We start from the raw sequence: 12,901 nt of genomic DNA, 5'->3' as shown, positions 1-12,901 counted from the left end.
CACTCGGTTGGTGGCTCGACATCCTCCGCCCGTAGCGCGCGCTCCATGAGCTGGTCGAAGTTCAGGGTGACGAAGATCCGCAGAAGACCGGACTTGGCCAGGCGGGCAAGCGCGATGTGCGCGGGACTGGGCTGGGTGGAGCGCGCATCCTGGGTGTCGCCGGCCCCCTCGCGCTCCTCTCGATCGCCCATGCCGCCGGCCGGGCAAGAGACTGCGATCCGGGACGCTGTCGCCTGGCTCGACTGTTGGCGCGTCGACGACCATGGCTGGCCAGACCACGCCACCGGCCGGGAACTCGCCGACGGCGCCACCCCCACTCGGCACGGACGGCGCACCGCGTGGTGCTACGGCGCACCGGGGATCGCTCGCAGCCTGCTGCACGCAGCACGTGCGCTCGACGACAATGCCCTGGCCGAAGCAGCCCGTGCGGACCTCGTGGAGCTCGTGGAGCTCGACGCTCAGCAGGCGGCGTGGGACACCGAAGGACCCACGCTCTGCCACGGATACGCCGGAGTCCTGCGCTGCGCAACCGGCGTCGATCACGACATGGCTGAGCACGCGGCGGCCCAACTCACGCAGTCACTGGATTGCGAACGACCATTCCTTGTTACCCACGTCGAGCACGGGAATAGCCACGACAACCCGGGATTCCTCACTGGTGCGGCAGGCGTGGCACTGACCCTCAGCGAACTCGCCGAGCTTCCCGCCCGCTCTGCCACCACTCCTTGGGACGCCATGTTGCTCATCGCATGAGCCCGAGGCCTGCGCGACGTTGTGTGTTCCGTGCGGTGCTACACCTCAACGGACGTCGGAGTACGGACCGCGGTTACGACGAACACGTGGTCCACCTTCTCGACGACCAGCAAAGCCTCGTCCTCGTCCGGAAGTGGTGCCGAGGCGGGCGGGCGGGCGTCGATTGTCACTGCGACACCGCCCGCCGTCTGCTCCTGCCACGACTGGACACGGCCCGTGAGCCGCCGTGCAAGGTCGGCCCCGTCAGGCCCGAACCCACACGCACCGACCTGCAGCATGGGCATCTCATCGGTGCCGCCGACCTGCCGCGCAGCCATGTATGCCAGCGACCCACCCGAGTAGACGCCCCACGCACCCCACGGGTCCTTCGCGCGAGGAATTCGTACCGCCGCTACAGCGGCCGCGTTGACGAACACCCGGCAGAAGCCGGGCAGAGTCGCGAGCCAGAAATCCTGCTCCGGCGTCCATGCCCAGGGCGCTACGACGTCTGTCCACTCCAGCGCCGGCTCGCCGTCCAATGCGCTCAGCAACGCCCTCTCCACCGGCTTTGCGTCGTCGATCCGCAGCGTCAGGTCCGGGCCGGGTCCGAGTGGGACGTTCTTCTCCGGCACGGCACCGATGCCCTTCATCGGAATGAAGCCGTCCTCCACCACCGACAGGCTCCGCAACCCCGTCTCTGTGCGTTCAAAGGCGACAACTCGCGTGAGTCCGCGCAGACGCAGCGGCAGCACCACGCGCCCATCAGGAGCGAGCTGTTCGACCCACGCCTGCGCCACGTCCCACGCCCCTGCCGTCACCAGGATCCGGTCGAACGGACCGTCCTCAGACGCGCCCAGAGTGCCGTCACCGGTCACGACCCGCACCCGGTCCGCGCTGTGCGCGGCCAGGTGCCTCCTTGCCGCCTCGGCGACCTCCGTGTCGTACTCGATGGTGGTGACCGAACCCGACGGCCCGACCAGATGCGCCAGAAGCGCGGCGTTGTACCCGGTCCCGGCGCCGACCTCCAGCATCCTCTGGCCTGGTCGGACCTGCGCCTGCTCCAGCATCCCCGCAACAGTGCCCGGCGCGGACGCCGAACTCGTCGGCACGCCCTGAGCGTCCCGGTGGGTCACCACCGCGCCCAGCCCGTACGCCTCCGAGAGTGGCACCTCGGGGACGAACAGGTGCCGGGGCACCGCCGTCATCGCACCGGCCACGTCCTCGACCAGCGGGCGGCCCCACATCGCCGTCATACGATCCAGCATCCCGGACCGCAACGTCACATCGTCCTCACGCGTCTCATCCACCCGTCGAGGTTATGGCCCAGACCGTGTCCCGTCCCGGTCCAGGGCCGTCCCGCACGTAGGTGAGACAACGATGCGACAGTCGACGCGCTGGCCGGGATCGTCAGGGGAACCGCCTGTTGTCCATCGGCAAGGCCCAGAGCGGCGGCGACGTCGGCGGGCGGGTTGACGGTCTCGACGTCGAGCAGTAGGAGAACGAGCCGTCCGGTCGGAGGTAGGCGCCGGTGTCGATCACCAGTGGCGCACTGCCTTCCTCGACCACCCGTCGAGAGGGCCCGGGCTCACCCGCCCTTGACACGGTATCGGCCGACCACCAAACTGCTTTTGCCCACATGGTGACAGAAGTCGCATGGTCGTCGCCATAAATCGACAGAGTCGTCAATCGGAGCAGCCATGCAGATCTCACGACGTTCGCCTCGCGCGCGGCGCCTCAGCGCGGCGTTGACGGGCGGTGCACTCCTCGCGGGCACGCTCGCCGCAGCGCCAGCGCTCGCCGCGGCCCCGGCCGTCGCCGCCCCTTCCACCGTCGCAGCCCCCGCACTGACCACCGCGGCGGCCGCAGCATGCGGAGAGGATGACGGGCTCCCCGACTCCAAGATCTCCATCCAGCTGTACACGCACGTCGGTGAGCTCGGGTCCGGGACACCGTCCCCGGAGACGATCGACCGCGTGCTCGGCGAGGTGGCCGATGCCGGCTTCACCAACATCGAGCCGTTCAGCCAGCCCTACTCGATGCCCGTCGACGAGTACCAGTCGATCCTCGACGCGCACGGCCTCGAGGTGTCCTCGAGCCACGGCAGCACGGACTGGAACACGTGGCCCGAGACGGTCGACTACGCCGTCGCACTGGGCCAGGACTACATCGGGACCGGCGGGATGGCGGGCAGCTACGGCACCTACGAGGAAGCGCTCGCGACCGCGGCGTACGTCAACCGGCTCGGCCAGTACGCGCACGAGAACGGCGCGAACAAGATCGTGCTGCACAACCACCAGAGCGAGTTCACCACGCGGTATCCCCACCCGGAGACGGGTGAGATGGTCAGCGCCTGGCAGGTCATCGAGGAGAACACCGACCCGCGCTACGTCACGTTCCAGCTCGACGTCGGCTGGGCCGCGGACGCCGGCATCGACGTCCCGGCGTGGATCGAGGAGTACGGGGACCGCATCGAACTCCTCCACATCAAGGACGCCGTGAACGTCGACGCCGAGGGCGACCCGAGGCAGGTCGCCCTCGGCAACGGTGACCTCGACCTTCCGGCGATCATCGCCGCAGCCGAGCCGTACGTGGAGTACTACACCTACGAGTGGGACTACGCGCCGTCGTTCGAGTCCTCTGCGGAGTCCTACCAGTACCTGCGCTGCTACTTGTCCGAGGACGACGGCGACGAGTGCACCGACGAGGGCGAGTCGCTGACGCTGGGCCGACCGGTGACGACGTCCAGCATCGACGACCCCGCCCGCACCGGCGACCTGGCGGTGGACGGCAACGCCGGCACCCGGTGGGGCAGCGCGTGGAGCGAGCCGAAGTGGATCGCGGTGGACCTCGGCGCGAGCCACGACCTCAGCCGCGTCGTGATCGACTGGGAGACCGCGTTCGCGTCGGGGTACGAGATCCAGACCTCACCGGACGGCGAGACCTGGACCACGGTGCATACCGTCACCGACGGTGACGGCTCGTTCGACGACCTGGGCGTCTCGGGCACGGGCCGGTACGTGCGCCTCTACGCCACCGAGCGTGCGACGCAGTGGGGCTTCTCCCTCTACGAGCTCGAGGTCTACGGCACGCCGAGCGGCGAGCAGCCCACGCCGGAGCCCGTGGCTCGCGGCGCCGGGTACTGGTCGTCGGAGTACCGGCAGGTCAGAAACCCGGACTACACGACCGACGAGCTGCTGTGCTTCCTCATCAGCACGCGCGCGCAGAGCGACGTGTTCGACGAGGTGGTCGACCTGACCACGCTGGACGACGCCGAACAGGTGCTGTGGGCAGCGAACCACGACGAGTGGGTCGACGTCTTCGACCGGCAGCTGCTCGCTCTGTGGCTCAACGTCGCGGCGGGCTCGGTCTCCCTGGAGGACCCGATCGTCGGGGGTGGCACGGTCGGCGACCTGCTGGTCGCCATCGAAGCCGTGCGCCTCGACGTGGGCGCGACGAGGGCCGACCTCAAGGAGTACAAGAACGCGCTGGAGACGGTGGACGCCCAGCACTGACCGGGAAAATCCTCAGCTGGGGCGCGCCTCGCCGTCGATCAGGTCGAGCGTGCCGGTCTGGTCGTCACCGCACCTCGTCCCCCGTTGCCGGGAGGTATGTGTTGGTCCTACCAGCTCGGCTCTTCTCGTCGTGGTTCGACGGCGAGGCCGCTTGCTGCCAGGTCTCAGTGCAGGATGGACGCCTGCTCGCGCGGCCACGCGAGGGTGGCATAGATCTGAACCATCGCCGCCTGCTCCAGCAGCTCGATCCGGCGCTCATCCAGCTACTCTGACTCGATGACATCGGAGACATCGGAGACATCGAACGAGCACAAGGCGTCACGGGCCGACCGGGCGCGCACGCTCCGCGAGCTGCATGCGGCGCCCGAGATCCTCCGGGTCGTGAACGTGTGGGACGTCGTGTCTGCAAAGGCGGTCCTCGCCCTTCCCCAGACCAAGGCGCTGGCCACTGCGGGTCACTCGATTGCCGCCAGCTTCGGGTATCCGGACGGGACTATCCCGCTCGAGCTCACGCTCGACATGGTCGGGCGCATCGTGGCGGCGGCGGGCAACGTGCCGGTTTCAGCCGACCTCGACGACGGGTACGAGGATCCGGCCGAGACCACGCGCCGCGCGATCGACGTGGGTATCGTCGGCGCGAATGTCGAGGACCGGCTGCGTCCGGTCGCGGAAGCTGCTGCGCGCGTCGAGGCGATCGTCGCCGCGGCCGCGACCGAGGGAGTGCCCTTCGCGCTGAACGCACGCACCGACGCGTTCGTGCGTGCGGGCGATCGGCCCGTCGAGGAGTCGATCGCCGACGCGATCGATCGCGGACGGGCCTACCTTGCGGCGGGCGCCGATGTCGTCTTCGTGCCAGGCGTGCTCAGTGCCGACGTGGCGCGGCAGCTGGTCGAGGGCATCGGAGATCGCAAGATCAGCGTGATCGGGCTGCCCGGCGCGCTCACCGCCGGCGAGTACGAAGCCCTCGGTGTTGCGCGCATCTCCTACGGGCCGACCACGCAGCGTGTCGCGCTCACAGCACTGCAGGACGTGGCGAAGAGCCTCTACGCCGATGGCGTGATCCCGGCCTCGACGCGCGCGCTCAACTGAGGCACGGAGCCCAGGTCAGAGATGGTTTCTGACCTGGGCTTCGCGCATTCTGGACGGAAGTCCCCCGCCCTCAGTACAGGATGGACGCCCGCTCACGAGGCCAAGCGAGGGTGGCGTAGATCTGGACCATCGCCGCCTGCTCCAGGAGCTCGGTGTGCTCGTCCCCGGCGTTGAACAGCCCGGTCGTGCGTTCACGCTCGGTGCGCCACTGGTGGTCGGCGTAGTCCGCCATGGCGTCCCGGTACGTCGTGCCGCCGGTCACGGACTCCAGAAGGAGGAGGTTCTTGAACCAGATGGAGTTGAAGAACATCGGCTGGCCATCCAGCCGCCCCTCGGTGACGTAGTAGCGGTAGGACGCCGCCGCGATCGCCTCCGCCTTCTCCAGGTAGCGCTCGTCGCCCGTCGCCTCGTACAGCAGGGTGAAGGTACCAAGGGGGACGCCCTGGTTGTACGACCACTGCGTGCGGTCGATGGACCCGTCGAGCTTGATGTTGTCCCAGTAGAGGCCGTTCGGTGCGAGCAGGTGCTCGTCGGTCCACCCGACCATCCGCTGCGCCCAGTCGAGGTAGTGCCGTTCCCCGGTGATCATGTACAGGCGGGTGGCGAGCTGCGCGCCGGGCATCGTGGAGACGGTGTTGCGGTCGGTGCTCCAGTCGGCCTGGGTCCAGAACACGCCGCCGGGCGCCGGGTGCGACTCGTCGGTGTCCCACCCGGAAACCACGAGCTCGAAGATCTCCTCCGCACGTTCGAGCGCTGCCTCGTCGCCGGTCGCCAGATGCTGCTGCACCTTGGCGAGCGCGACCCACTCGTTGTCGTCGTAGAACATGTCGCCGCCGTCGCCGTACGGGGCGCGCGGGTACGAGTCGTAGCCGGGCAGCCCTGTGGTGCCGCCGTCGGCGTTCCAGAAGTGCTCCTGCCCGCGGGCGTCGTCCGCGAGATCGTCCTCGAACGACCGCCCCAGAGCCCCGGGCAGCCCGGTGAGGTCGAGCGTCGCGACGTGCGCCTGGGAGTGCGGCCACTCGAACGAGTAGGGGCGGTCCTCTGCCCCGCTCGGGTACCGCTCGCGGTACAGGCCGGAGCCGTCGTCCGCGGCCATGTACTCCTGCATCGCGTCGTACGACGCGACCGCCCGCTGCACCTGCGTGCGCTGCGACGTCTCGGGGGCACCGCGGTCCTGCGCACCGGCGGGGGCCGATGCCCCCAGCGCGCAGGCCAGCGCGACGACCGTACCGGCAACTCTGGTGAACCTCATCGTTCGCTCCTTCGTTCGGTGGTGCTAGGTCACTCGGTGGTGTCCGGACCAGGCCCGACGGCGGCGGATGTCAGCGCTGTCATCTCCGCGGGCGAGCATCACGGAGTCTCCGTCGACTCGGATCGGTCCGCAGGGTCCTGAACGCCTGGCGGCCATGCTATGGACCCGGACTCGACCGGTCAACGACGTGATCACCCCCTGGATCCACGCGCCATGAGCGAGGCCGGGTACCGGACACATGGTCCGGTACCCGGCCTCGGCGGTCCTACCGAGCGTCGGCCCTAACGGCCGCGGTGACCGCCGCCATGGTGACCCCCACCAGGGTGACCGCCGTGGTGACCGCCCCCGTGGTGGCCCCCGCCGTGGTGGCCACCGCCATGGTGACCCCCACAGTGGTCACCGGAGCCGGCGTCCGACATGTCGTCCGCCCAGGACGCGAGCCAGCCGAGCGGCGCGTTCCAGTTGATCGTCATCTCGTTCGTCGACCACGAGTCGACGAGGTCGATGTAGCAGAACTGCGGGGCGCAGCCCTGCAGCTTCTCCTGGGCGACCGGGTCCTGGATCGCCGAGTTCGCACCGCCCGCCATCATGCCGTCGGGGTGCGGCGGCAGGCGGCCGGCCGATGCCATCCAGCGGTTGTGCATGTTCTCCGAGTACTTGGTCCCGTACCCCTTGACGTAGGAATTGTTGAGCGCGTTGCGACCCAGGACGTAGTCGAACGACTCCAGTGCAGCGGCACGATAGCGGTCCTCGCCCGTCAGGTCGTACGCGGTCGCGATGACCACCGCGTTGTTGATCACCTGGTGGTTCGAACCCCAGCCGTAGTCCCCCGGGTGGTAGGCGTGACCGAACGGCTCGTCCTGCTGCACGGCGACGTACTCGTCAGCCCCCTCGATCACGGAGGTGACCACGTCCGCACGCCCGGGCAGGTCGTTCGGCACCGTCGCGAGGTCGAGCCGCCCGGCCGCCGCGGTGAAGCCCCAGTCGAAGCCGGAGGCTCGCCAGATGTCGCCCTCGGTGCCACCGACGTGGTACTCCGAGGCGAGCACGGCGTCGGAGAACTCGGCCTCGCCCGTGGCAAGGAACAGCTGCGCGGCCGCCCAGTACCACTCGTCGCCCAGGGTGGTGTCGTTGTACGGGCCACCGCCCGGATTCGGGTCGAGGCTGTTCGTGTCCGGCGCGTAGATCTCCGGGTGGGCGACCGCTGCGTCCCAGGCGCGCCGCGCGGCGGCGAGCAGCTCGTCGGCGTACGCCGCGTCGTGCTCGGCGTACAGGCGGGCGCCCTGCGCGGCTGCGGCGGCCGTGTTGAGCGTCGCCGCCGTCGAGGGCCGGTGCACGTAGCGCGGCATCGGGTCCTCGCTCGGCAGGGTGTTCATGCCGGTCCAGGCGATGTCGTGGAGCTTGTGGTGCACCAGGCCGCCTGCATCGGCCTGCTGTCCGTCGATCGTCATCTCGACGCCGTCGGCCACCTGCATGCTGAGCATCCAGTCCAGGTTCCAGCGGGCCTCGTCGAGGATGTCCGGCACGCCGTTGTCCCGCTCGGGGATCACCAGCGTGGAGTCGCCCAGCGCGCCATCGGTCACCGTGTCGGCGTACTGCGTGCGCTCGTAGGCGGACAGCAGCTGGTACACCGAGATGCCGGAGTTCACGACGTACTTGCCATGGTCTCCGGCGTCGTACCAGCCGCCGGACGCGTCGATGGCGTAACCGTCCGGGCAGGCCCAGCCGTTCTCGCCGTAGTGGTCGTCGCCGCCCAGCTGCGGATTGCCCTGGTGGTCGACGGCGCCGCTCGGCGGCAGGCAGGGCACGTTCACGTCACCCTGGTTGACGTCGCCGCCACCGAACTCGGACACGTGGCCCGCTGGGCGGACGTACTCGGTCTTCAGCTGTTCGCCGTCCACCTCGACCGGCACGATCTCGTAGCCGGAACGCTGCGTGTAGTAGATGCCGAGCGAGTCGGCACGCAGCTGGTCGTAGAGGTCGGCGGAGATGTCGAACGGGTAGGACACCTCGCCGTCCGCAGCCAGGGTGAAGCCGGTGCCGGTCGCGGTGACGTCGGAGAAGTCGATCGTGTGCACGTCGAGGCCGGCAGACTCGTCGAGCCCCTCGGGTGTGGACTCACCGGAGGCGACGACGGCGCCGTCCGGCCCCTCGACCTCCCAGGCGACCGGCTCGGTCGCGTCGGTCACGAGCGTGGCGCGCTTCGGACCGTCCGGCAGGTAGCCGACCTGGTTCACCCGGACCCGGGGGCCGGTGTCGGGCTCGTACTCCTCGACCTCACCGCCGGTGAGGAGCGAGACCTCGTCGAGGCAGAGCTCAAAGTCCTCGACGTTGCCGCCGAGCTGGATCTGGACCTCGGTCTCGGCGTCGGCTGCGAGCTCGAACGCCTCGGTGAACGCTTGCCCGTCCGCGCTGAGGGTGATGTCCGCGTAGTACAGGGGAGGCCATTCGGTCTCCGGGTCGGGCACGAGAACGCGGGCGGACGCCTCGGGTGCCGCGCTCGCCGTCACCCCGATCGTGTAGGTCTCGCCGGCCGCGACGGAGACGTCGCTCTGGCCGACGATGACGTCCCACTGCTGGCCGCCACCAGGCACGACGCCGCACATGCCGGCCTCCGTCTCGGCGAGCTCGACACCGCCGGCGACCCACCAGGGCGCCATGCCGCCGTCGAACGTGGCATTGGTCAGGATCTCCGTGCCGTCGTCGGCCTGGGCCGTGGCCGGCATCACGACACCCACGAGGGCGAGCGATGCCACTGCCGCGACCATCGGACGACGTCGTCGCTGCTGTCTTGTCTTCACGCTGACTCCTCGGTGAGAGCGCTTTCAAAGCCGGAAGGTCGTCACCGTATGCGGGGCAGGGTCCGAGGTGGCACCCCTGCCGCCGAACTGATTCGTTTAACACCGAGAGGAGCAGGCCCGCATTCTGGCGCGCTGGCCCAGCTAGGATCTGCGCCATGACCACCACGAAAGGGCATGCCGCGTAGGCGCCCGGTTCAGGTGCGGCGACTCGCCGCACGTCGACTCCGCACGTACCGGCCTACGCAACTCCTCCTGCGATACGTCAAGGATCGTCGACTTTCAGGCCCCACCCACGCGGCGATCAGCCTCGCTGAGAGGCTGCCCGGTGAAGTCTTCGCCGCACTCCAGAACTGGGACCGCGAGGCCCGCACCCGCAATCCGTGGAGCAGACGAGCGTACGGCTGCGGAGCAAGGGAGTGCCGCGGCAGCCCGCTCGACGATCGCGACCTGCTCGAGCGAACGATCCACCGCCTGCCACGCCGCCCCGCACGGGAACTGAGAGCCCTCGTGCGCGAGCTCGACCGACGCATTCTTGCCAAGTTCCCAGTCCAGCTCGACCACTACCACCGCTGGTGGCACGCAGACTTCCCCTGGGACTACGACTGACGGCTCTCCGAGGCTAGCCTCCAGGTCGCTCGGCACCCGGAGCGTCGGCGCTGCGGGACTACCATCCAGCCTGTGCGACTGTTCGAGAACCTGACCGCCACGCAGGAACCTGCCTGGCCAGAGTTACAACGCCTGGCCAGGGAGGCGTCGGCAACTGTCGAGGTTCTCGCCCCTGACGAGACGACCTGCCGTCGCACGCTCGAACAGCTCCAGGTAACGACCAGGTCCTACCTCGGCGCTGTCGTCGTCCATAGTGGCGGACTCCTGATCGACAACGGTTGGTTGCGCGTCTACGGGAGTCCGTCGTTGGGTGAACCTCGCCGAATGCCCAGCCTGGCCGCGGTGAACGGCTTCCCGCCGACTCCCAGGGACACATGGTTCCCGGCGCACGGGCTCGTTGTTGCTCACGACGTCCTGGGCGGGACCTATGTCCTCAACGGGCACGATCCTGAAGCCGTCGCACGACCCGGAAGGCCGGGCGAGATGATCTACCTCGCTCCCGACACGCTCCAGTGGGAACGGCTCGAGGGCGGACATGCCGCCTGGCTCGGTTGGGTGCTCGACGGCGGCCTGACCGACTTCACGGACGGGCTTCGATGGGAAGGATGGGGCGCCGAGACCCGCAGCCTGAATGGTGACCGTGGCCTCAACTTCTTCCCGCCGCTCTGGACCAAGGAAGCTCACGAAGACCTCGGCGCCACCAGCCGCGCTGTCGTACCCATGGCCGAACTGGTCGGACTTGCTCGATCGACCGCCGCCCAGATCGATGGCACCGACCTCGGACCACTCGGAACGTTCGACGACCGCCTGCCCGATTCTCGTTGACGACCTGACAAGACGAAGAACCTGAGCAGGCTTCGCTCGCGCCGCGCCCTCAAGGAATAGGGCGTGAACGTCATGATCGACCCGCGCGAGCCGCACAGGTCGGGTGCGGGCGCCGCGGACGGCTTCCCGTGGGACGAGGTCCTCGACACGCTCACGCCCGCGAACGCCTAGTACGCCATCCGGCAGGGCTTCCAAGCTCATTGCGCGGCTCCGATTCCCGTCGCCCGCTCAGGATGCGGGAGCCCGAGTCAGAGAGTGTTTCTGGCCTGGACTTCCGTCACGGCTTCCGTCACTTCGGCATCGGGTTCATCTGCGTTCTCTTGCGCGCGTACGAGCGCGCGGCGCGCACCCGGTCTCCGCAGCGGGTCGAGCACCACTGCCTGCGGCCGTGGGTCTTCAGCAGGAACCGCGAGCACGGTTCCGCTTCGCACTGCGCCAGCAGCCCAGCAGCGTCGCTTGCGAGCAGTGCTGCGGCGTCTTCCGCGACCACGGACATGGCGTGCTCGACGAGCCGGGTGGCCGGGTGCTCCATCGAGCGGAAGAACCCCTCGTCCGGGGCGTAGTGCAGCAGGGACGCATGGGGGGCGGCGGCGAGGGCGGCGTTGATCCCGGCGAGCGCCCGAGGATCGACGGCGGCACCCGTGACGCGTGCCGCGAAGACTTCCCGGACGTCGCCGCGGAGGCCGACCATCCGGTTCTGGCAGTACGACTGCAACGACGCCCCTTCGCCAACGAGGCCGCGCTCGATGAGCCAGGCGGTCGTCGCCTCGGGGGTGCTCAGGGCGTCGTAGACCCGCCCGCCGGGCAGGTGGAGCTCGCTGTTCACCAGGTCGATGCTGCTGTGCTCCCGCGCGCCAGGGCTTGGTGGAAGAGGCATCTCAAACATGGTTCTCATGGTAACAGCGTTGACTTACCGTGATCCGCTGCTAGGCTCGACATCACGCGAAACTGCGATCATTGCCGTGAGAAGTGAGGTTTGGTTTGAGATCCGCTCCGATGTTCGGTTCCGCTCCGTTCGCCCTGTCCGTACACACCGGGGGCGGCCCCGGCGTCGGTCGCACTGCCGAAGAAGGGCTCGCCGACACCATTCGCGTCGCCAGGGCCGCGGATCGCTCCGGCTATCACCGGTTCTGGATGTCGGAGCACCACGCGATGCCCGCCCTGTCCGTCGCTTCTCCGCCGCTGATGATCGCCCGGCTCACCGCGGAGACCGAGCACATCCGACTCGGCGCGGGTGGGGTGATGCTGCCGAACCATGCCCCTCTGGTGATCGCGGAACAGTTCGGGATGCTCGACGCCCTCGCCCCGGGGCGGATCGACCTCGGGCTGGGGCGGGCTCCGGGAACCGACGGCGCGACCGCCGCGGCACTGCGCCGCGGAGCCGGGGCGAACGACGCCTTCCCGCAGCAGGTCGCAGAGCTGCTGGGCTTCCTCACCGACGACTTCCCGGCCGGCCATCCCTACCACGAGGTGCACGCGGTGCCCGGCCCATGGCAGAACGCGCAGAACCTGGTGCCGGCCCTGGCGACCTACCCGCAGGTGTGGATCCTCGGGTCCTCGCCGTACTCCGCGCACCTCGCAGCACGACTCGGCCGCCCCTACGCGTTCGCACTGCAGTTCGGCGACGCCGATGTCACCACGGCCATGCGCGTCTACCGCGAGAACTTCGCGCCCTCAGAGGTGCTCGACCACCCCTACTCCTTGGTGAGCGTGAGCGCGGTGGTCGCAGAGGACGCCGCCGAGGCCAAGCGTGAAGCCTCGACCGCAGCGATGGCGATGCTGCGCATGTTCAAGCGGGAACCGTACACACTCCTCTCGCCCGAAGACGTCGCAGCACATCCCGCGACAGCGCAGGAGCGGGCGGTCCTGGACATGTACACGAACCGCAGCTACGCCGGAACGGCTGAGACCGTGGCCCAGCGTCTCGAAGATCTTCACGAGCAGACCGACGTCGATGAGGTCATGGTCGTGCTCGGCACCCACTCCCGCGGCGCCGACGAGCGCACCGTCAAGCTCCTCGCCGCGCACTACGGGATGCCCACGCACCCCTGAATCCTTCCGGCACCCGCCGGAGTCCACCCCGC

9 protein-coding genes are annotated in these 12,901 nt (G+C 69.1%); 5 read left to right on the top strand and 4 right to left on the bottom strand.

Annotation, left to right across the window (positions count from 1 at the left end):
- Positions 1 to 45: 45 nt before the first annotated feature.
- On the top strand, positions 46 to 753 hold the full coding sequence (locus APR04_RS11785; protein WP_253870466.1) for a lanthionine synthetase LanC family protein: 708 nt from the start codon (positions 46 to 48) through the stop codon (positions 751 to 753).
- A 38-nt stretch (positions 754 to 791) separates the two neighbouring features.
- Here APR04_RS11785 and fxlM read toward each other — a convergent pair whose 3' ends face one another.
- Positions 792 to 2,039 (bottom strand): methyltransferase, FxLD system, encoded by a 1,248-nt coding sequence (gene fxlM / locus APR04_RS11780; protein ID WP_253870464.1) that lies wholly within the window; start codon positions 2,037 to 2,039, stop codon positions 792 to 794.
- A 390-nt stretch (positions 2,040 to 2,429) separates the two neighbouring features.
- Between fxlM and APR04_RS11775 the strand changes: the two genes are divergently transcribed.
- Together APR04_RS11775 and APR04_RS11770 are read left to right on the top strand one after the other, a co-directional pair.
- Entirely contained in the window at positions 2,430 to 4,244 is a 1,815-nt protein-coding gene (locus APR04_RS11775) for a galactose-binding domain-containing protein (protein ID WP_253870462.1), read from the top strand.
- Positions 4,245 to 4,520: 276 nt separating this feature from the next.
- The gene (locus tag APR04_RS11770) at positions 4,521 to 5,333 is read left to right on the top strand and encodes an isocitrate lyase/PEP mutase family protein (RefSeq protein ID WP_253870460.1); all 813 of its coding nucleotides are present in this window, start codon (positions 4,521 to 4,523) and stop codon (positions 5,331 to 5,333) included.
- Positions 5,334 to 5,403: 70 nt separating this feature from the next.
- Here APR04_RS11770 and APR04_RS11765 read toward each other — a convergent pair whose 3' ends face one another.
- Together APR04_RS11765 and APR04_RS11760 are read right to left on the bottom strand one after the other, a co-directional pair.
- Complete coding sequence (locus APR04_RS11765; RefSeq protein ID WP_253870458.1) at positions 5,404 to 6,585, bottom strand: glycoside hydrolase family 76 protein; 1,182 nt, start codon at positions 6,583 to 6,585, stop codon at positions 5,404 to 5,406.
- A gap of 281 nt (positions 6,586 to 6,866) precedes the next feature.
- Entirely contained in the window at positions 6,867 to 9,386 is a 2,520-nt protein-coding gene (locus APR04_RS11760; RefSeq protein WP_253870456.1) for a glycoside hydrolase family 9 protein, read from the bottom strand.
- A gap of 678 nt (positions 9,387 to 10,064) precedes the next feature.
- On the opposite strand from APR04_RS11760, the gene APR04_RS11755 reads away from it, so the two are divergent.
- A complete protein-coding gene (locus APR04_RS11755; RefSeq protein ID WP_253870454.1) occupies positions 10,065 to 10,817 on the top strand; it encodes a DUF2625 family protein in 753 nt (250 codons plus the stop codon).
- A gap of 289 nt (positions 10,818 to 11,106) precedes the next feature.
- Here APR04_RS11755 and APR04_RS11750 read toward each other — a convergent pair whose 3' ends face one another.
- Positions 11,107 to 11,694, bottom strand: coding sequence for an ABATE domain-containing protein (locus APR04_RS11750; protein WP_253870452.1), 588 nt, complete (start codon positions 11,692 to 11,694; stop codon positions 11,107 to 11,109).
- A 119-nt stretch (positions 11,695 to 11,813) separates the two neighbouring features.
- On the opposite strand from APR04_RS11750, the gene APR04_RS11745 reads away from it, so the two are divergent.
- Positions 11,814 to 12,869: an LLM class flavin-dependent oxidoreductase gene (locus tag APR04_RS11745; RefSeq protein WP_253870449.1), complete on the top strand. Its 1,056-nt coding sequence runs from the start codon at positions 11,814 to 11,816 to the stop codon at positions 12,867 to 12,869.
- Positions 12,870 to 12,901 lie beyond the last annotated feature (32 nt).

Source organism: Promicromonospora umidemergens, from assembly GCF_024171995.1.
Taxonomy (GTDB): domain Bacteria; phylum Actinomycetota; class Actinomycetes; order Actinomycetales; family Cellulomonadaceae; genus Promicromonospora; species Promicromonospora umidemergens.
This window is presented reverse-complemented; position numbering and strand designations above follow the sequence as displayed.